General features: G+C 40.4%; 17 protein-coding genes. 14 read left to right on the top strand and 3 right to left on the bottom strand.

The window, feature by feature from the left end; translation table 11 throughout:
* Positions 1 to 98: 98 nt before the first annotated feature.
* The 14 genes from ACWPKD_RS12490 (at position 99) to ACWPKD_RS12425 (ending at position 18,044) form a co-directional block, all read left to right on the top strand.
* Positions 99 to 1,322, top strand: a complete 1,224-nt coding sequence (locus ACWPKD_RS12490) for a T9SS type A sorting domain-containing protein (protein WP_455413016.1) — start codon at positions 99 to 101, stop codon at positions 1,320 to 1,322.
* 10 nt (positions 1,323 to 1,332) lie between these two features.
* Complete coding sequence (locus tag ACWPKD_RS12485; RefSeq protein ID WP_455413015.1) at positions 1,333 to 1,947, top strand: Crp/Fnr family transcriptional regulator; 615 nt, start codon at positions 1,333 to 1,335, stop codon at positions 1,945 to 1,947.
* Between the two features lie 99 nt (positions 1,948 to 2,046).
* Entirely contained in the window at positions 2,047 to 3,201 is a 1,155-nt protein-coding gene (locus tag ACWPKD_RS12480) for a T9SS type A sorting domain-containing protein (RefSeq protein WP_455413014.1), read from the top strand.
* 683 nt (positions 3,202 to 3,884) lie between these two features.
* A complete protein-coding gene (locus tag ACWPKD_RS12475; protein ID WP_455413013.1) occupies positions 3,885 to 4,580 on the top strand; it encodes a phosphoadenylyl-sulfate reductase in 696 nt (231 codons plus the stop codon).
* Between the two features lie 52 nt (positions 4,581 to 4,632).
* Positions 4,633 to 5,535: a sulfate adenylyltransferase subunit CysD gene (gene cysD, locus ACWPKD_RS12470; protein ID WP_455413012.1), complete on the top strand. Its 903-nt coding sequence runs from the start codon at positions 4,633 to 4,635 to the stop codon at positions 5,533 to 5,535.
* A 122-nt stretch (positions 5,536 to 5,657) separates the two neighbouring features.
* Positions 5,658 to 6,890: a sulfate adenylyltransferase subunit 1 gene (locus tag ACWPKD_RS12465; protein WP_455413011.1), complete on the top strand. Its 1,233-nt coding sequence runs from the start codon at positions 5,658 to 5,660 to the stop codon at positions 6,888 to 6,890.
* Positions 6,890 to 7,705 carry a serine O-acetyltransferase EpsC gene (gene epsC / locus ACWPKD_RS12460; RefSeq protein ID WP_455413010.1) on the top strand — a complete coding sequence of 272 codons (816 nt, stop codon included), beginning with the start codon at positions 6,890 to 6,892 and terminating at the stop codon, positions 7,703 to 7,705. The genes ACWPKD_RS12465 and epsC overlap by 1 nt, the downstream gene beginning before the upstream one ends.
* 90 nt (positions 7,706 to 7,795) lie before the next feature.
* Positions 7,796 to 8,707, top strand: a complete 912-nt coding sequence (gene cysK / locus ACWPKD_RS12455) for a cysteine synthase A (RefSeq protein ID WP_455413009.1) — start codon at positions 7,796 to 7,798, stop codon at positions 8,705 to 8,707.
* Between the two features lie 80 nt (positions 8,708 to 8,787).
* Positions 8,788 to 9,603 (top strand): uroporphyrinogen-III C-methyltransferase, encoded by an 816-nt coding sequence (gene cobA / locus ACWPKD_RS12450; RefSeq protein ID WP_455413008.1) that lies wholly within the window; start codon positions 8,788 to 8,790, stop codon positions 9,601 to 9,603.
* Entirely contained in the window at positions 9,593 to 11,254 is a 1,662-nt protein-coding gene (locus tag ACWPKD_RS12445) for a diflavin oxidoreductase (protein WP_455413007.1), read from the top strand. Before cobA ends, ACWPKD_RS12445 begins: the two co-directional genes overlap by 11 nt.
* A gap of 68 nt (positions 11,255 to 11,322) precedes the next feature.
* Positions 11,323 to 12,966 carry an NADPH-dependent assimilatory sulfite reductase hemoprotein subunit gene (locus ACWPKD_RS12440; RefSeq protein WP_455413006.1) on the top strand — a complete coding sequence of 548 codons (1,644 nt, stop codon included), beginning with the start codon at positions 11,323 to 11,325 and terminating at the stop codon, positions 12,964 to 12,966.
* Positions 12,967 to 13,120: 154 nt separating this feature from the next.
* On the top strand, positions 13,121 to 16,027 hold the full coding sequence (locus ACWPKD_RS12435; protein ID WP_455413005.1) for a TonB-dependent receptor: 2,907 nt from the start codon (positions 13,121 to 13,123) through the stop codon (positions 16,025 to 16,027).
* Positions 16,028 to 16,031: 4 nt separating this feature from the next.
* Positions 16,032 to 16,541, top strand: a complete 510-nt coding sequence (locus ACWPKD_RS12430) for a hypothetical protein (protein ID WP_455413004.1) — start codon at positions 16,032 to 16,034, stop codon at positions 16,539 to 16,541.
* A 48-nt stretch (positions 16,542 to 16,589) separates the two neighbouring features.
* Positions 16,590 to 18,044 (top strand): TSUP family transporter, encoded by a 1,455-nt coding sequence (locus ACWPKD_RS12425; protein WP_455413003.1) that lies wholly within the window; start codon positions 16,590 to 16,592, stop codon positions 18,042 to 18,044.
* 45 nt (positions 18,045 to 18,089) lie between these two features.
* Here the strand turns inward: ACWPKD_RS12425 and ACWPKD_RS12420 are convergent, their stop codons facing one another.
* Genes ACWPKD_RS12420 through ACWPKD_RS12410 form a run of 3 tightly spaced genes read right to left on the bottom strand, consistent with a single transcriptional unit; the run spans position 18,090 to position 19,773 of the window.
* Positions 18,090 to 18,659 carry a YceI family protein gene (locus ACWPKD_RS12420; protein ID WP_455413002.1) on the bottom strand — a complete coding sequence of 190 codons (570 nt, stop codon included), beginning with the start codon at positions 18,657 to 18,659 and terminating at the stop codon, positions 18,090 to 18,092.
* A 23-nt stretch (positions 18,660 to 18,682) separates the two neighbouring features.
* Positions 18,683 to 19,315 (bottom strand): NAD(P)H-dependent oxidoreductase, encoded by a 633-nt coding sequence (locus tag ACWPKD_RS12415; protein WP_455413001.1) that lies wholly within the window; start codon positions 19,313 to 19,315, stop codon positions 18,683 to 18,685.
* 5 nt (positions 19,316 to 19,320) lie between these two features.
* The gene (locus ACWPKD_RS12410; RefSeq protein WP_455413000.1) at positions 19,321 to 19,773 is read right to left on the bottom strand and encodes a MarR family winged helix-turn-helix transcriptional regulator; all 453 of its coding nucleotides are present in this window, start codon (positions 19,771 to 19,773) and stop codon (positions 19,321 to 19,323) included.
* Positions 19,774 to 19,883 lie beyond the last annotated feature (110 nt).

Here is a 19,883-nt window from a genome sequence, read left to right as displayed (position 1 = left end):
TTTAGCGGGATGAAATTGGGACGTTTTTTTAAAAATGTAATCGATTGATTAATAGTATTTTGTAATATTGTCTTCCAAACCTACTTAACTGACGGACTATGAAACTAAAATTACTATTCACTTTTTTAGTGCTGCTTTTTATCAATATTGCTGCAACAGCACAAAATCCTCAAAAGAAAATATTGTTTATTGGTAACAGTATTACCTATTTCAATGATATGCCGATCCTGTTCCGCGATATAGCCAACAGCAAAGGCAAGAATGTAACCACTCAAATGTATGCTCCCGGAGGGACTGGATTTGTTAACCATGTAGATGATGCTAACGTATACAGTCTCTTCAGGAACAACGTTTGGGATGCGGTGGTACTGCAACCCGGCAGTGGAGAATCCGCAGGCGCTTCATGGCCTGTAAACACGACTATTCAGCGTGGTCAGAAATTAATGGATTCCATAAAAAGATACAGCCCTTGTGCCAAAATCCTACTGTATCAGATTCCTTACGGTGTGCCATCTTCGACTACGTATAACACTTATTTTCAGGTGCAGACCCAAATCAGGGATTCTATCACCAAAATGGCGGATAATCTGCATGTACCTTTTGTGCCGGCAGGAGAATGCGCCCGTATGCATTACAATGCGCAACAGGATTTATTGCTTCACGGAAGTTACAACGACATCCACCCGAATTTAAACGGTTCCTATTTGGTGGCTTGTGCGATGTATGCAGCGCTTTTTCAGGAGCCTGTAACCGGAACAACGTCCTATGGTGGGGTACCACAGGCAACCGCGACCTATTTTCACGGAATAGCCGATCAGGTTGTTTTGCCGAATAAAGCACAATGGCGAATCAATACCTATAATCTGCATTCGGATTTCAGTTATCAGATTAATTCGAATACGGTCAATTTTACCAACCTTTCAGCCAATTTCACCGCCTTGGAATGGGATTTCGGTGACGGAACGACTTCAACCGAACCTAACCCTTCACATGTTTATACATCCGGAGGAATTAAAATAGTTAAGCTGAAAGCCATACGTAATGGGTGTGAAGAAACCATCGAAAAGCAAATCGATTTAGGAACTTTGAGTACATCGGAATTCTTAAACTCAGGCATTATATTATATCCGAATCCTGCAAAATCAGTCCTTATCATAGAACTTCCTTTTGAAAGCAGAGTGGAAATCGTAAATGCTTTAGGGCAAAAAGTAATTTCTAAACCGAATGCACAAAAGAATTGGAGTATTGATGTAAGCGGACTAAGCGCCGGTGTTTATTATGTCAGACTGGGTGAAAAACAGCTGAAATTTATTAAGGACTAAAGGTAATCACATGCTGAACATCTTAACAGCCATAAACCGTTATGTCAATCTGATGATTAATGATGACGATACTAACACGGCGGAAACAAATATAAACCTGAGCACAGACAGTATCGTTGCCCTGATGAATTCTTTCAAAAGGCTGAATTTGCCAAAAGGACATCTTCTGGTAAAGCCAAATGATATTTGCAGGGATATTTATTTTGTCGAAAAAGGAGCGGCCCGGATTTTCTATTATAAAGATGATAAAGATGTTACTGACGGTTTTCGTGGTGACGAAACCTTATTGCTTTCCATGGTAAGTTTTATCAAGCAAAAGCCTGACAAGAGAGGGATTGAACTGTTGGATGACTGTATTTTATGGAGTATCAGTAAGAATGAATTAGAAGCCATCTGCGATAAACACCCAGATGTGGAACGACTCTTCAGAATGGTTATGAGCAGTGCTGTAATCATGGGGCAAAACCGTATCGACCTAATGCTTTTCCAAACTGCGGAAGAACGTTACGCGGATTTCATCCGAACCAATAAAAGAGCGCACGAATTGCTTACCTTGGGAATGATTGCCTCCTTTTTGGGAATTACCCAGGAAACCTTAAGCAGAATCAGGGCAAAAGCCAAATAATTGACAAATGTCAAACAATTAGTTTTCTTTTTTAATATATGTCATAATCAATTGGATAGCATAAAAATACATTTGCTATAACTAAAAAACGAATTGATTATGAAACGCAAAACTACTTTTTTCTTACTTGCTTTACTGCTGTCTTTTTCAGCCTTTTCGCAATGGCAGAATCAAACGTTAAACCATGCCTCGGGAAACCGTCAGTACAGGATTTATATCCCGACGAATTATAACGCGGCCAACCCGGCTTCGTTAGTATTGACTTTGCACGGACTTGGTGACAACATGACCAATTTCAGCGGAATAGGTTTTGCTCAATTAGCTGAAACCAACAACATTATTGTGGTTTGCCCGCAGGCTTTGAGTGATCCGTTGGCGGGAACGGCATGGAATTCAGGAGCAGGACCATCTTATTATATTCCGAATGCAAATGTGGATGATGTTGGGTTTATCAGCAGTTTAATTGATGTGGTTTCAGCACAATACGCCATAAATCCGAACAAAGTTTTTTCCTGTGGTTTTTCGATGGGCGGTTTCATGACTGAAAAATTAGCATTACGATTGAATAATAAAATCAAAGCGTTTGCTTCCGTAGCCGGAACTTTTGGTAACGGTATCATGCCTGTAGCAGCCGGAACACCGGGACGACCTGTATCCATTGCACATTTCCACGGTACCAGTGACGGAACCATTGCTTACACCGGCAACACTTACGGAAACGATGTTAGTGCTTTGATCAATTATTGGGTTACCAACAACCAAAGTAATCCGGTACCGGTTCAAACCGCTTTGCCCAATACGGCTAACGACGGCTATACGATTGATCATTACAAATATACCAGCCCGAATAATAATTCCGTAATCGAATTGTTTAAAGTGAATGGGGCAGACCACGTTTGGTTGACCGCAGCCAATGATATTTCGTATACTACGGAAATCTGGAATTTCTTTAACCGATATATCGTGACTACGCTTTCTTCAGCAGATTTTGGAGTTTCTAAAGATGGACTGGCGGTTTATCCGAATCCAGTTGTAAATGAAATCAATTTCAATTTGAGCGGAAGTGTTCAGGATGAAGTGTTTACACTTGCTGTTTTTGATATATCAGGAAGAAATATAGTGTCGAAGCAAGTTCAGTTTTCCAACGGAAGTTATCGCTTATCTGTGGATAACCTAAACCTGAACAGCGGAACGTATTTTGCCAAATTAACCGGTAAAAACAATGAATTCTGCCAAAAAATAATTATTCAATAAAAAAATAAAATTGCTGTTTTTTTGATATAGAGGAAAATCATTGTCTACACACCTTAAAATTGAAGTTAGATTTTAGTTTACCTGTGTTTTGATTGTTTCTTGAATATTTTGCATTTAATCATATGTTAAGTTAGTTTATGTGTATAAAGAAGCTGGGGAATTAAGCAAAAAATAATAATTTGATAAATTTTGTTTTGATTAATAAAAAAAACTTTATACGTTTGCAGTGTTCAAAAGAGACAAAAAAATGAAAAACCAAACTGTAAACATGATGATGTGTATGTGCTGCTCAGAAACTGAGGGGTTATATGCTGCATGTTAATGTTTGGATCATTATCAAGATACAGTTAAAACTCCTCAAGCAATTGGGGAGTTTTTTTTTTGCACTAGTTTTAGAAAAAAAGAAGCAAAAGACAAGAAGCAAGAATAAGAGTAACTCAAGATGAAGTTGAAAATCCGCTTAATCTCTATTATCTGAATGAAAATTTAAAAAAACAACTATGAATACGCTTACGACCATAACGACAATTTTAGCATCTGCAGCTTGTATGATGATGATGTGTTGTATGCGAAACTTCGCAAGAGGCCGTCTGTTGTATTATTGCTGTAAATAATAAAAACCAAAACGTAAGCCTCTTGATTTCAAGGGGCTTTTTTTATATCCAAATGTCAAAATATTACCAATGAACACTGAAATTATCAACCAATTAACCGAAAGTCAGGACCTGACGAAAAACCTGAAACTACTGTCTGAAAAAACAACTGGAAAGATTGTGTTTTCAACCAGTTTCGGGATTGAAGACCAGTTGATCACTGATGTGGTTTTCTCTCAAGGACTTGCCAATATAGAAGTTTTTACGCTGGACACCGGCCGTCTGTTTTCCGAAACCTACAGTACATGGCACAAAACCGAGTTGCAGTACAAACAGAAAGTGAAAACGTATTACCCGGATCATAAAGCGCTCGAAAGTTTCATTGATACAAAAGGAATCAACCCTTTTTACGAAAGTCAGGAACTTAGGAAACAGTGCTGTCACATCCGAAAAGTTGAGCCCTTGCAAAGAGCTTTACAGGGAGCAAATGTCTGGATAACAGGTTTAAGAGCCGAACATTCGCCTAACAGAAATTCACTCGAGGTTGTACAATGGGACGAACAATATCAACTTTACAAATACAACCCGCTTTTGCATTGGACAACCGAAGAAGTCAAAGCCATAGTATCGCAAAAAGGTGTTCCGTACAACCCGCTTCACGACAAAGGTTTTATCAGTATCGGATGCGCACCTTGTACACGAGCTGTAAAAGAAGGTGAAGATTTCAGAGCCGGGCGCTGGTGGTGGGAAGATGCTTCCAAAAAAGAATGTGGATTGCATAAATAGTTATCAGTCATAGTCACAGTTTTCAGTTAATAACTCATAATTCATAACTTAAATGAGCACAACAAATTATTTAAATCAGTTAGAAGACGAAGCGATTTACATTCTTCGGGAGACGGCAGCGCAGTTCGAGAAACCGGCTTTGCTTTTTTCCGGCGGAAAAGATTCGATTGTCTTGGTACATCTGGCGTTGAAAGCCTTTCGTCCGGGGAAATTCCCGTTCCCGTTAGTGCATGTGGATACAGGTCACAATTTTCCGGAAGCGATTGCCTTCAGAGATTATCTGGTAGAGAAAATCGGTGAAAAACTAATCGTGGCTTCCGTAGAAGAGAGCATCAAAAAATACAATCTGAAAGAAACCCAAGGCCGATTTCCTTCCCGCAACACTTTACAAACCTATGCTTTGTTGGATGTCATTCAGGAAAACGAATTTGATGCCTGCATAGGCGGAGCCCGTCGTGATGAAGAAAAAGCAAGAGCCAAAGAACGTATTTTTTCCGTTCGGGACGATTTCGGACAATGGGATCCAAAATTACAACGCCCGGAACTTTGGGATATCCTAAACGGGAAAATTGAAAAAGGTCATAATGTTCGTGTCTTCCCGATCAGTAATTGGACGGAACTGGACGTGTGGAATTACATTCAGCAGAACAACATCGAATTGCCGAGCCTGTACTTCGCCCACGAAAGAGAATGTATTGTGCATCAAGACAAATTGGTAGCCACTTCAGATTTCATAAAACCCTTACCGACAGACGAAGTAGTGGTGGAAAAAGTACGCTACCGAACCGTAGGCGATATGACCTGTACCGCCGCCGTTCCTTCCCAAGCTGCTACCATTCAGGATATTATTGATGATATCATCCAAACCAAAATCAGTGAGCGGGGGCAAACCCGATTGGACGATCAACTTTCCGAAGCTGCGATGGAGGATCGTAAAAAACAAGGGTATTTCTAAAAATTTTAAATGATGAATTTTAAATTTAATAAGTGGTGTAACATCATAATTAAATTCTAAAATATTGGCCTCTATTCATAATTCATTTAAAATCTATAATTCAAAATTTAAAATAGTAAAGAATGAACACATTAAAATTTATAACCGCAGGAAATGTAGACGATGGCAAAAGCACGCTAATCGGTCGTTTACTCTATGATTCCGACAGCATACATACCGATCAGTTGGGGGTTTTACAAAAACAGACCAAACAGGAAGGCGTTGAAATAGATCTGTCCTTGATTACCGATGGATTACGTGCCGAGCGGGAACAAGGTATCACTATCGATGTGGCGTACAAATATTTCTCTACCAAGAAAAGAAAGTTTATCATAGCCGATGCTCCAGGGCACGAGCAATATACGCGCAACATGATAACCGGAGCTTCGAATTCCGACTTGATTATCATTTTGGTTGATGCGCGAAAAGGAATCACCACCCAGACCAAAAGACATGCGAGTGTCGGTTCTTTAATGGGGATTAAAAAAGCGATACTTGCTGTGAATAAAATCGATTTGGTTGATTATTCAGAAGAAGTTTTCAATACCATTACATCGGATTTTGAAGCGTTAAAAGCTAATCTGAAGTACGATGAAATCGCTTATATCCCTGTGAGTGCCTTGGTTGGTGACAATATCGTAGACAAATCGGACAACACACCTTGGTTCGAAGGGGATACTTTACTGAGCACTTTGGAACATATCGAAATCCCAACTAAAGAAAATTTAGCTTCCCGCTTTCAGGTGCAATGGGTAATCCGTCCGAAAGATGAAGACAATCATGATTACAGAGGTTACGCAGGGCAGGTTTTAAGCGGAAGTTATCAGGTGGGTGATACTGTAAAAATACTGCCTTCAGGAATTGAATCAACGATTTCGAAAATAGAAAAACATCAGCTGTCCATTGAAAAAGCGATCGCCGGTGACAACATCGTTTTGCATTTAGCGGGCAACATCGACATCAGCCGAGGTGACAGTATTGTACAATCGGAAAGTGCTCCCGCGGTGACTAACAATCTTAAAACCTGGGTATGCTGGCTGGATAATAATCCGTTGCAAATCGGAAAAACGTATTTGTTGCAGCATCGGTTCCGAACGGTTCGCGTTAAAATCCAATCGGTCGATCAGACCTGGGACATTAACCAATGGCAATTCAACAGTGCAGACAATATAAAGTTAAACGACATCGGACAGATTTCCCTGCGCACGAATCAACCTTTGTTTTTTGATGCTTTTGAGGAAAACCCGAAAAACGGAAACGCGATTCTGGTTGATGAAACGACTTTTAATACCGTAGGCGCTTTAATGTTTTTGTAATGGGACAACTGATTTTTGAACGCAACAAACAGAAAATCCGTAAACTTCCCGATAAACAGAAAACGGAAGCATGGACAGAGGCTGTTTTTAACTGGTTATTCTCAACAGGGGATGAATACGACGATTACGATTTTTTTCTGAGCAAAGAAGAAGAGCTTAAAAAGGAATTAATCGAATTATTAAAAAATGTTCTTGAAAATACTGATGAAGCCCAAACCCTTGGCATTTTGCTTTTTGGAAGATTAACCGAAATACATGCCAAACTGGAAAAAGACCTTGAAGCTGTTTTTGAGTTTGACCCCGCGGCAAAGTCACGAAGTGAAGTCCTGATTTCTTATCCCGGTTTTTTTGCCATTGCCATTTACAGAATAGCGCATGAACTCTGGAAAAGTAAAGTACCAATTCTGCCACGACTGATTTCGGAATATGTACACAGCAAGACCGGAATCGATATTCATCCGGGGGCGAAAATAGGGGAAAGGTTTTTTATCGATCACGGAACCGGAATTGTAATCGGAGAAACCTCGGTAATCGGAAACGATGTGAAAGTGTATCAGGGGGTGACATTCGGAGCTTTAACAGTAAGCAAAGACAAAGCAGAAACCAAACGGCATCCGACCATCGGGAACAATGTAACGATTTATGCCAACGCAACCATTTTGGGAGGACAGACCATAATCGGGGATGATTCGGTAATAGGCGGAAATGTCTGGATAACCAACTCGATACCGGAGAAATCATTGGTGTATCATAAGAGTGAAATCATCATTAAGAATAAGAATCCTTTTCCGGAGCCTTTGAATTTTGTGATTTAGAGAGAAAAGAAGCAAGAGACAAGAGACAAGAGACAAGAATACATAGATAATAGAGTAAAGAATTAAAACCAACAACACAAATCAAATACAATGAAAAAAAGCAACATCTTAGAAACCATAGGAAATACTCCTGTTGTTAAAATAAACAAGCTTTTCGGAGCGAATAAAAATGTTTGGATCAAACTGGAAAGAAGCAATCCCGGGAACAGTATTAAAGACCGTATTGCATTGGCGATGATTGAAGATGCCGAACGCAAAGGAATCCTGAATCCAAATAGTGTAATCATAGAACCAACCTCGGGTAACACCGGAATCGGTTTGGCATTGGTAGCCGCGGTGAAAGGCTATAAAGTAATTCTGGTTATGCCGGAATCGATGAGTGTGGAGCGTAGAAAACTAATGGAAATCTACGGGGCACAATTCGAACTGACACCAAGGGAAAAAGGAATGAAAGGAGCCATAGAAAAAGCAAACGAATTGGTAAGTCAAATCCCGAACGCCTGGTCACCGCAACAGTTTGACAATCCCGCCAATGTGGAAGTACACGAGTTAACCACCGCTCAGGAAATCATAGCCGATTTCCCGGAAGGCTTGGATTATCTGATAACCGGAGTAGGAACGGGAGGTCACATCACCGGAACGGCAAAAGTCCTTAAAAAGAAATTCCCTAACCTGAAGGTAATCGCCGTAGAACCGGAATTATCACCGGTATTAAGCGGAGGCACACCATCACCACACCCGTTGCAAGGAATCGGAGCAGGATTTATTCCGTCTATTTATGGTAATGATTTAATCGATGAGGTAATCCAGGTAGGCCGTGACGAAGCGTTTGAAAATGCCCGAAACATCGCTAAAGAGGAAGGGATACTGGTTGGGATTTCCACCGGGGCTTCACTATCTGCAGTAGCTAAAAAGATTGCTGAAATCCCCGATGATGCTACGGTACTGACCTTCAATTACGATACGGGCGAACGCTACCTTTCCATAGAAGGACTGTTCTAAAAACTAATAACAGATCGTATGATTTTTCCTTGCTTTTACAAGCGAGTCAGGGATTTTCATGCCAAAAATTAAGAAGAAAGATGAAAATAAGAAACATAGGAAAAGTAATTCTGGCCGGTGCCGGACCGGGTGATCCTGAACTGATCAGCCTTAAAGCCCTGAAGTATCTCCAAAAAGCCGAGGTGATTTTAACGGATCGTTTGGTGTCACCGGAACTTATTGAAGAATACGCCAATAAAGAAGCCACAGTAATTTATGTTGGGAAGCAATGTTCCAAAGGCATCCACACCCCGCAGGAAGACATCAACGAACTGATGGTGGAATTCGCCAGGTTAGGAAAATTGGTTTTACGTTTAAAAGGCGGTGATTCCATGCTGTTTTCCAATATTTTGGATGAATTGGAAGTATTAAAAGCCAACGAAATCGAATATGAAATCATACCGGGAATTTCGGCTGCTTTTGGTGCGGCTTCGTATACAGGCATTCCGTTAACGGCAAGAGGTTTTTCGCGTGGTGTCCGTTTTTTAACGCTTTATGACTTAAAGAATGTACTGCCAAGTCAGTGGAAAGATTGGGCGACCACTTCCGATACCTTGGTGTTTTACATGAGCGGACAACGTTTGAACACTTTAGCCGATGTGCTTTTGGAAAACGGCTTGACAACTTCCAAAGGAATTGCTGTTGTACAACAAGCCACGACTCCGAATCAGAAAACCACCGTGTTCTCTTATGAAGATATGAAAACCAATGTGTTACCTGAATTTGAATACGTTCCAACGTTGATTATCGTGGGGAATGTGGTGCAGCTTCACGAACAATTTAACTGGATAAAGGAACAGAGTACTTCCGAATCTTATTTCGATAACCATAAAACTATTTTTCAACATGTTATCTGATACTAAACTAACATTACTGCAACAATTGGTGCAACAATCCACCAAAGAAGAAATCCTCTGGACCAAAGGTTATTTGGCAGGTTTTCTGGCAGGTCAACACAATATCATTCCAATCAGAGCATCCGTAACGGCAGCTGTTACAGTGAAACCACTGCTTGTTTATGGCACGGAAACCGGTAACGCTAAAAAGATAGCCACACAATTGCTCGGTAATTTCAAAAAGAAGAAGATTCAGGCGAAATCCACAGATATTTTTCAGTTTGATGCCGCCAAATTGGAGAAGGAAACTCTGGTGCTTTTCATTGTAAGTACGCAGGGAGAAGGGGAGTTCCCGCAGAATGCCGTAGGTTTTTATGAAAAGTTGAAAGCTTCCGAAACGAGTTTGAGCCAGTTGAAATATGCTGTATTAGGTTTAGGTGATTCTTCCTATCCGTTATTCTGTAACGCCGGAGTTTTGTTGGATGAGGTTTTGGAGGAAAAAGGAGCAAATCGTTTGTTGCCCTTAGTAAAAGCCGATGTTGATTATGCCGAAACCGTAACCAGTTGGGAATCCGATTTAGAGCAGGTGTTTTCTAAAAATGCCGAATCAGTGACAGTAGTTTCAAAGAGTGCTTCATCATCCGTAAATCACAAGAAAAATTTCAAAGGAATTGTTTCGCATAAAATAGTTTTAAACGACCGGGGTTCAAACAAGGAAACCTATCACATCGAAATTACTCCGAATGAAGAAGTCGTGTATGAACCTGGTGATGCCATCGGTTTTTATCCGAAAAACAGCGGAAGCGAAATTGATGAAATCGTGTCGTTTTTTGATGAAAATGCTAAAAAAGAACTTCTTTTTGATAAAAATATACGCGGGTTAAGTAAAAAATCACTTGAAATACTTTCAGGGTTATTCGGAATTTCCATTACAGAAGAAAAAGCCGATTTAGTCGATATTCTTAAAAAATATACCAAACCCGAAACCGTTTCATTCGACGATGTCCTTGCGATTCTCCATCCGGTTGCCCCGCGTTTGTATTCGATTTCATCGGCGGTGAATGCCCATGATGGTGAAGTGCATATTACGGTGAACAAGAATACCTTTTCCATCGAAGGCAACACCAAAACCGGTTTGTGTTCTCAATTTCTGGCTGATTTTCCGAAAGACGAAGAAATCGAGTTTTACATCCATAAGAACAACAATTTCAAATTGCCTTCCGATGCAACCGATATCATCTTGATTGGCCCCGGAACTGGAATAGCTCCTTTTCGAAGTTTCCTTGCCCATCGCGATGCCGAAGGAGCCGAAGGTCAAAACTGGTTGTTCTTTGGCGAACAGCATTTTGCCCTTGATTTTTATTATCAGACGGAAATTCAGCAATGGATTGCTTCCGGTTTATTAACCCGTTTCGATACCGCCTTTTCCAGGGATCAGGAACGAAAAATCTATGTGCAGGACAGAATCCGCGAGAAAGCAAATGAGTTTAACGAATGGCTTGAAAACGGTGCATCCCTTTACATCTGTGGTCAAAAAAATCCAATGAGTACCGATGTTGAAAATACGATAATCGAGGTGATTGCTACCGAAAGAAATATCAGTACAGCCGAAGCAAAACAGATTTTAGATGATCTGGAAATCGCCGGAAAATATCAAAAAGACGTGTATTAATCAGCAATATGCAGTAAGCCGTAAGCAATATGCCTAAAGCTTAAAGCGTAATGCCTAAAGCAAAAATAATGAGCGAAAAATTATCACCCATAGAAGCCATAAAAACCAAAAGTGACGGTTTGCGAGGCACCTTAAAAGAAAGTATCGATGTAGACAATTTCACCGGGAATGTGCGCCCGGATGATGAAACCTTAGTGAAATTCCACGGAATGTATGTGCAGGATGACCGTGACCGCAGAGCTGAAAGAGCTGCCAAAAAACTGGATAAGCTCTATTCCTTCATGATTCGTTTACGCATTCCGGGCGGTGTGATCAATGCCGATCAATGGCTGGCAACACATGATATTTCCGAGCAGTACGGAACCGGGACTTTAAAGATTACAACCCGACAGACATTGCAGTTGCACGGTTTGTTGAAGCATCAGTTACGACCAACGATTCAGGCGTTTAATGTAGCCCAACTGGATTCGATTGCGGCCTGCGGTGATGTGAACCGAAACGTGATTGCCAGCTCGCATCCGCAGTTGTCACCCTTGCACAAGGAAATCCATGCGTATGCGGATAAGATTTCAACTTTATTATTACCGAAGACGCAATCGTATTACGAAGTTTTCATCGACGGTGAAAAGATTTATGAGCGTTCTGCAGAAGCCGATCCGTTGTATGAAGACCGTTATCTGCCAAGGAAATTCAAAATAGCCGTAGCCATTCCGCCGAGCAATGATGTAGATGTATTTGCTAACGACATCGGGCTGATTGCAATTATCGAAGACAATAAATTAAAAGGATTCAACATTGCAGTAGGAGGTGGTTTGGCCACCACGCACGGGAATCCGAACACTTATGCGCGTTTGGCCACCATTATTGGTTTTACGGATACGGAAGAAAAAACATTGAAGGCCGTTTACGAGATTCTTACGGTACAGCGCGACTTCGGAAACCGCTCCGATCGTAAGTTCTCCCGATTGAAATATACCGTAGATAAAATGACGGTGGAAGGTTTCAAAAAAGAACTGGAAAACCGCATTGGGTTTGAATTACTTCCGGAACAACCGTATCAGTTTACCGAACGGAACGACCGCTTCGGCTGGCAGAAGAACCAGGAAGGAACCTGGTTTTATACCTTGTTTGTAGAGCATGGTGTGATCAAACCGTATCAGAAACAGTTTTTGTATGAAGTAGCACAATTGCAGGTGTCGAACTTCATTTTCAGTGGTAACCAAAACCTGATTTTAGGGGACATCTCAGCTTCGGATAAAGCAAAAGTAGAAAACCTGATTGCACAATTCGAAATTGAGAAACACGACAGTGCTTTACGCAAAAGTTCGATGGCGTGTGTTGCTTTACCAACCTGCCCGTTAGCCTTGGCGGAAGCACAACGTTATTTACCGGAATTAGTAACGAAGATTGAGCCTATACTCGAAAAATACAATCTTCAGGATGATGAGATTTCCATTCGTATGACGGGTTGTCCAAACGGCTGTGGTCGTCCGTACGTAGCTGAATTAGGCTTCATCGGAACCGGTCCCGGGCAATACAATTTCATGTTAGGCGGCGACCGATTTGGCGAAAGGCTGAACAAACTCTATAAAGAGAAACAAACCGAAGCAGAAATTTTATCCGAAGTCGACCAATTGTTGGGGCTTTACATTAATGAAAAACATGAAAACGAAACCTTTGGAGATTTTGCCTTCCGAAGGTATTTTAATTAGAATAAGAAATGAAAACGATTAAACATACAGTACCATTTAGAAACGATAGTTTAAAGAAAGGATTTATCAGGAATGTTTTCTTTTTAAGAATGTGTTGTAAGTAACTATTTGAATGACAAAATCTTAATTACATACAGCCTATTTTAAAATTAAAATGAAAACACAATTAAATACGTATTATATAAAAATCGCCTTGTTGGCTTTAGGTTTGATCATCAGCCAAAACAGCAGGGCGCAGGATCAGTTTGTGGAAATCTCCGGAATTGTAAACGACAAAGAAGGAGGATTACCGCTTAAAGATGTAACCGTAACCATAAAAGGAACCGAGATTTCGGGGATTACAGACCAGACAGGGAAATTCAGTATCAAGACCAAAACGAGTTTTCCGTTCGTACTCTTGTTTTCCAGTGCAGGTTTCAATCCGAAAGAATTTGAAGTAACATCGCTTCAAAGCAAAATTGCCGTAGCGCTTAATTCAAGCAGTACTATACTGAATGATGTGGTAATCTCTGCTTCCCGTGTTGAAGAAAAAATACTGGAATCTCCTGTCGCTATTGAGAAAATAAGTATCAAAGCATTAAAAGAAAACCCGGCACCAACTTTTTATGAGGCGCTGGATAATGTGAAAGGCGTACAGTTGTTAACTTCGAGTTTAACGCTGAAAGTACCTAATGCCAGAGGTTTCAATGCACCCAACAATTTCCGTTTTATGCAATTGGTGGATGGGGTAGATGTTCAGGCAGCAACTTTAGGGGTTCCGCTTGGAAATGCGATTGGGCCAACGGAATTAGACATTCAAAGTGTGGAAATTACACCTGGCGCTGCATCGGCTTTATACGGCATGAATGCTATTAACGGATTGGCAAGTTTACAGACCAAAAATCCATTTGTACACAAAGGAATCAGTGTTTACAGCAGAACCGGTGTAAATCATGTGGACGGGATCGATCACGGGACATCGACTTTTTCTGAAACAGCTATTCGTGTTGCCCATGTTTTCGGGAAGAAATTTGCCGTAAAAGTTAACGGCTCGTATCTTGACGGAACCGATTGGGTGTCCAATAATTTAACCGATCAGAATCCGTACACGCTTAAAACCGGTAACCAGAATTTTCCTGAGTTGTCCGGTGAAGATAATCCGGCCGCTGATCTATGGAACAATTACGGAGATGAACGAAACAACCGTGTGGCTGTAAGAGCAACTGTTAATGGGGTTCAGAAAACATTTAATGTGTCGAGAACGGGGTATCGTGAAAAGGATTTGATCGATCCGAAAATTAAAAATACAAAATTTGATGCCGGTGGTTTTTATAAGTTCAACGATAACCTGGAATTGTCATACACCTATCGCTATGGGCAGATGGACGGAACCTTTCAGCGAGGCAACAAAATCAGATTGCAGGATGCCACGGTTCAGAATCATAAAATTGAATTGAAAGGCAAAGACTTTTTAGTTCGTTCGTATCTGTCAATCGAAAACACGGGTAACTCCTATAATCTGAAGCCATTAGCGGATAATTTGGATTTAACACACGCGTCCAATACCAACTGGAAAAACACTTTTCAGACAGCTTTGCAAACCGCTATTGATAATGGTGTGCCTTTAACGGAAGCCTTTCACAATGCTCGCGTAGCTGCGGATAACGGAAGAGCCGTACCGGGAACACCGGAATTTGAAGCGTTGAAAAATACGATTACCGGAATCAATAATTGGGATCATGCCAATGCCGGAATTGCCGGAGCACCGGTAACCGGAGGCGCTTGGTTAAAGCAAAAATCGAGAATGTATCACACTGATTTTCAATACGATTTGTCCCAATATGTAAAAGTAGCCGATGTTTTGGTTGGTGCCGATTATCGTTTGTATTCCGTAATTCCGGACGGTAATAATTTCGTGGATTTCTCAAGACCGGTTGGAGAACGCAATCAGCCTTTACCGGACGGTTCATTCGGGGAAAACCAGCATTATCAGAAATATGGTGTGTTCGCGCAGGTTACCAAAAAAGTGCTTAACGATAAACTGAAAATCAGCGGTTCGGTTCGTGCGGACAGAAACCCGGAGTTTGAAACCAAATTCAATCCCAGGATTGCCTTGGTGTATTCACCGGTTAAAGAACATAACATCAGAGGTTCTTTCCAGAACGGGTACCGTTTTCCGTCACTTTTTGAAGCGCTGTCTTTCGTAAATAACGGAAATGTTCGCCGCGTAGGAGGCTTACCAAGAGTGAATGAAGGGATTGGTTTCCTTGAGAATTCCTATACACTTGCTTCCATTGATGTTTTTACCGCTGCGGTTAATGCTGCCGTTGATGCCGGTGCCAATCAGAATGATGCTGCTTTGGCGAATCGTAATTTATTGGTTATAGCAAACTTACCGGAATTAAAACCGGAACGAATCAATTCTTTTGAAGTGGGATATAAAGGGCTATTGGACCATAACAGGATTTTCATTGATTTAGATGCTTATCTGAATGTTTATGATGGCTTTTTAGGACAAGTTGAAGTTGCAGTTCCCAAAACCGATAGAGTAGGTACCGATGCTTCCGTATTAGACATGTTAACCCGAAGCAAACAGGATCGTTACCGTGTATTTACCAACAGCAGAAGTACGTACAGAAGTTTTGGATCTGCTTTAGGCGTGAAGTATAATTTCGTTCAGGATTATACACTTGGCGTTAACGTGAGCTATAATGAGTTGCTTTCGGATAACCGATCGGATATTTTCATCACCTCGTTCAATACCCCGAAATGGGTGGTAAACGCGTCCTTCGGCAACAAGAGAATCTTTAAGAATGTAGGTTTTAATGTGGTGGGAAGATGGCAGGATGCTTTTATTTGGGAAAGCCCATTGGCAAACGGCGATGTCCCGGCGTATTTTACACTGGATTCACAGGTAACGGTCAAATTGCCGGTTTTGAATGCCAGCCTGAAAGTGGGAGGAACTAACTTATTGAACCACCGTTACTATCAATATGCTGCAGGACCAACCATTGGTGGGTTGTATTATGCGTCTTTTACGGTCGATTTGATTAATCCGAATGCAAAACCTTCTAAAAATTAATCCGATGGGAAAGCAATTTTTATTTTGGGTGAATTTGGCAAGCGTTTCGATCGGCTATGCCCAAAAAGACAGCGTAGCAGTAAATTTTCCTCAAATAAAAGGATATTTCAGTGCAGTACACCCGATTGTTACAATTGATAAACAACATACCAAATTCAATTTTACAGAAGATTATGTTGTTGGTTTCCCTACCGGAATCAATATTATTAAGAATGAATATTTTGGTTACAGCTTTGAAGTTGTGCCATTTATTAAGGCCGAAAACGGGAAAGACAAAGTGAGTAATGTGCTTTTTCATCCCGGTTTACTGTTTCGGTATAAACACGGATTTACATTTATAACCAGACTTGCATTTGAAACAGCCGGACGCTATGGTTTTACAGTTGTATTCAACAAAGTTGTCGTCAAATCTAAAAATGTAAATTACTTTATAGCGACACCAATACCGATACGATTTGGTAATGAAAAACCGGTATCTATTGGAGCTGGCTTGCAGTTTGGAGCTACTTTTTAATAAATGGTTTGTCGGATGTCATCGTTTTATAATTAACAAACAAAACAAATGAGTAATACTTTATTTCCTATTTTTCTTAAAACCGATGCGTTCCGCTTCCTGATTGTTGGGGGCGGGAATGTCGGTTTGGAGAAAACCAATACTTTGCTGAAACAAAACCCTTCGGCACAGCTTAAAATTGTTGCAAAAGAAATCAGCGTTGCACTGAAAAAGGTTTTGGAACAGCACACTCATATCGTTTGGGAAGAACGTTCTTATAGCCATGAAGATTTAAAAACAGCTGATTTTGTTATCATTGCAACTGCCGATTCAATCCTGAACAGAGAAATAAAACACGCCGCCAATGCTGAAGGAATATTGGTCAATGCCGCCGATCAGCCTGATTTGTGTGATTTCTATTTGGGCTCCATAGTACAGAAAGGTCATCTGAAAATCGCAATTTCCACCAACGGAAAGTCTCCGGTTTTAGCCAGAAGATTACGCGAACATCTTGAAGAAGCCATTCCGGAGAATATTAACGAAACCATCGAAAACCTGAATGCGTTCCGAGAGCAGCACAAGGGTGACCTGCAAACGAAACTGAAGTCCCTGAACAGTGTTACAGAAGGTCTTGTCCGTAAAAAGGAATCAAAAAAAGCAGCAAAGAAATACAAGCGGTTGACCTTTGATATTGCGGCAGTTTTCCTTTCCGTATTTTTTGGCTACGGATTGGCTACGGTGTTTTCTTATGATGAGCTTCATTCTTTTGTGAGTGAAATTCCAATTGCATTTTTTGCCATGATTGCCGTTGGTTTTTTTGCACAATTGGTTGATGGGGCTTTAGGGTTGGGCTATGGTGTTACCTGCGCAACGAGCATGATGCTTTTCGGGGTAAAATTGCCGGCCATCAGCGGAAGCATTCACACGGCCGAAATGTTTTCCAGCGGGATAACCGGTTTTTCCCATTATAAATTTGGAAACGTAAATAGGAAACTGTTGCTCTGGTTGGCTATTCCGGGTGTAATCGGGGCAGTTAGTGGTGCTTTGTTATTGGTTTATTTCGGAGCGAAGTATGAAAAAATCACCTATGCTGTTTTGGCGACGTATACCATGCTTTTGGGAATTCGTTTGCTTCTGATCGCTTTCAGAAGGAAAATCGAAAAACAGAAAATTAAAAGAGCCGGAGTTTTAGGATTTTCCGGTGGCTTTTTGGATGCGTTTGGTGGAGGAGGCTGGGGACCGATTGTAACGTCAACCTTGTTGGGGAAAGGAAGAAAATCAAGCTATGTAATCGGTACGGTTAGTTTAGCGGAATTTTTTGTGACGCTGGCGGCTTCGGTTACTTTTTTTGCTTCTCTTGGCGTAAGCCATTGGTACATAGTGGCTGGCTTGATTTTGGGAGGTTCTTTAGCGGCTCCGCTCGCGGTTCGACTGGCAGGAAAACTTCCGCAAAGGACTGCGATACTTCTGGTAGCCTTTTTGGTGATTGTATTCAGTATCCGGATGTTGTTTAAAATACTTTAAATAAAAAAAGCCGCTCTATTGAGCGGCTTTTTTATGCTTTGGAAATTAGAATTTCAAGTTTACGTTTAATTCGAATTCGTCGTTGATTGCTTTGTCTCCAATGCTTTCAAAGAAAGATTTTGAACCGTATTTGATATCGTATTTCGTTCTGTCTACCATTACTTTAGTTGTAGCAATATTTTTGTTTACTACCATGTCAAAGCTAACTGGATTTGTAATTCCTTTGATCGTTAAATCAGCAACTACTGTATAGCTGTTTGTAGATTTTTTAGAGATAGTTTTGAATACCAAAGTTGCAGTCGGGTGGTTTTCAACACCAAAGAAATCGTCCGCTTTTAAGTGTCCGTCAAGACTTGTTTTTCCTTTACCTTGTAAATCTGTTGTATTGATTGAAGTCATGTCAACTGTAAAGTTACCACCTGCCAGTTTTTTGCTTTTGAACACTAAAGCGCCATCTTTCAAATTGATAGTACCATTGTGCTGACCGGTAACTTTTTTACCAACCCATTCGATTTTACTTTGAGCAACGTCAACTTTTTTTGTGGTTTGCGCTGTAGCGGATAATGTTCCTAAAGCTACTACTAATGCTAATGCAATTGATTTTAATTGTTTCATGATTTTAAATTGAATTTTAACGGTTATAAATTTATAAATAATTCTTTTTTTGATTTACGTACTTTAACATTATGTTGATTAGCGTCTTCTTCATGACGATAGCCAACGGTTGCTATTAATGAGGCATTTAAACCTAAAGCGGACAGCCCTAAAATCTCGTTTACTTTTTCCGGTTCGAAACCTTCCATCGGAGTGGCGTCAATTTGTAATTCTGCAGCGGCATTTAAAAGATTGCCAAGTGCTAAATACGTTTGTTTTGCCGTCCAGTTGTTTTTTGCATCTTCCGGTAAGGAAGTGATTTTCGACTTCATAAAATCGCCGTACCCTGAAATGTTTTCTACAGGAATACCTCTTGTTTCTGCTATGTTTTTAATGTAGCTGTCGATGTCTTTTTCGCCAAGATTTACCATGTTGGCAAATACAAAAAGGTGAGAAGCATCCACAATTTGGGATTGGCCCCAAGCCACCGGTTGAAGTTTAGCACGCAATTCCGGATTTTCAATGATGATTACTTTATAAGGTTGTAATCCGTAAGATGAAGAACTCAAGCGAATGGCCTCCTTCAGGATTTCCAAATCTTCGTTTGAGATTTTTTTGGTGGCGTCGAATTTTTTGGTTGCATAACGCCAGTTTTGATGTTTTATGAAGTTGCTCATGTTTTTTAACTTCTGTATTTTTCTAATAAATTATTTAATTCCTCCAGTTCCGATTCCGTCAGTTTTTTGGCAAAAGAGTTTTCGTGTTCAATAACTTTAGAATCGAGTTCAGCCAATACGTCTAATCCTTTTTGTGTGATTTGAACCTCCATTTTTCTTCTGTTTTCAGAACAAACTTCTCGGGTAACCAATTCTTTAAGCAATAATTTATCTACTAAACGAGTCGTATTGCTTGTTTTTGCGATCATGCGCTCCTGTATCAGGCACATATTGGCAGGCTTTCCTTTTTGCCCTCTCAATATTCGCAGTACGTTATATTGTTCACCGGATAAATCGTAAGGCTTTAAAATTTCCATAAATTTATCACCTACAACATTTCTTGTAAACGAAAGATTCAGCAGTACTTTCTTCGCAAGGGTCAGTTGCACCGTACTTTTTATTTCGTCTTCGATTTTCATTCCTTGTCAAATTTGTTGATACAAATGTAGTAATGTTTTTAATTGTATATACAAATGTGATATTAAAAGTTTGTTAATTTTTGAACTGCAATTTTCTTAATCCTTAATTT

Source organism: Flavobacterium pedocola (genome assembly GCF_053764385.1).
The sequence above is the reverse complement of the archived record's forward strand: the minus strand, read 5'-3'. Positions and strand labels throughout refer to the sequence as shown.

Coding starts and splice junctions, on each gene's coding strand:
- ACWPKD_RS12475 (WP_455413013.1), top strand. CDS start 3,885: ATGAACACTGAAATTATCAACCAATTAACCGAAAGTCAGGACCTGACG.
- ACWPKD_RS12415 (WP_455413001.1), bottom strand. CDS start 19,315: ATGAGCAACTTCATAAAACATCAAAACTGGCGTTATGCAACCAAAAAA.
- ACWPKD_RS12480 (WP_455413014.1), top strand. CDS start 2,047: ATGAAACGCAAAACTACTTTTTTCTTACTTGCTTTACTGCTGTCTTTT.
- epsC (WP_455413010.1), top strand. CDS start 6,890: ATGGGACAACTGATTTTTGAACGCAACAAACAGAAAATCCGTAAACTT.
- ACWPKD_RS12435 (WP_455413005.1), top strand. CDS start 13,121: ATGAAAACACAATTAAATACGTATTATATAAAAATCGCCTTGTTGGCT.
- cysK (WP_455413009.1), top strand. CDS start 7,796: ATGAAAAAAAGCAACATCTTAGAAACCATAGGAAATACTCCTGTTGTT.
- ACWPKD_RS12425 (WP_455413003.1), top strand. CDS start 16,590: ATGAGTAATACTTTATTTCCTATTTTTCTTAAAACCGATGCGTTCCGC.
- ACWPKD_RS12410 (WP_455413000.1), bottom strand. CDS start 19,773: ATGAAAATCGAAGACGAAATAAAAAGTACGGTGCAACTGACCCTTGCG.
- ACWPKD_RS12440 (WP_455413006.1), top strand. CDS start 11,323: ATGAGCGAAAAATTATCACCCATAGAAGCCATAAAAACCAAAAGTGAC.
- ACWPKD_RS12490 (WP_455413016.1), top strand. CDS start 99: ATGAAACTAAAATTACTATTCACTTTTTTAGTGCTGCTTTTTATCAAT.
- cysD (WP_455413012.1), top strand. CDS start 4,633: ATGAGCACAACAAATTATTTAAATCAGTTAGAAGACGAAGCGATTTAC.
- ACWPKD_RS12445 (WP_455413007.1), top strand. CDS start 9,593: ATGTTATCTGATACTAAACTAACATTACTGCAACAATTGGTGCAACAA.
- ACWPKD_RS12420 (WP_455413002.1), bottom strand. CDS start 18,659: ATGAAACAATTAAAATCAATTGCATTAGCATTAGTAGTAGCTTTAGGA.
- cobA (WP_455413008.1), top strand. CDS start 8,788: ATGAAAATAAGAAACATAGGAAAAGTAATTCTGGCCGGTGCCGGACCG.
- ACWPKD_RS12465 (WP_455413011.1), top strand. CDS start 5,658: ATGAACACATTAAAATTTATAACCGCAGGAAATGTAGACGATGGCAAA.
- ACWPKD_RS12430 (WP_455413004.1), top strand. CDS start 16,032: ATGGGAAAGCAATTTTTATTTTGGGTGAATTTGGCAAGCGTTTCGATC.
- ACWPKD_RS12485 (WP_455413015.1), top strand. CDS start 1,333: ATGCTGAACATCTTAACAGCCATAAACCGTTATGTCAATCTGATGATT.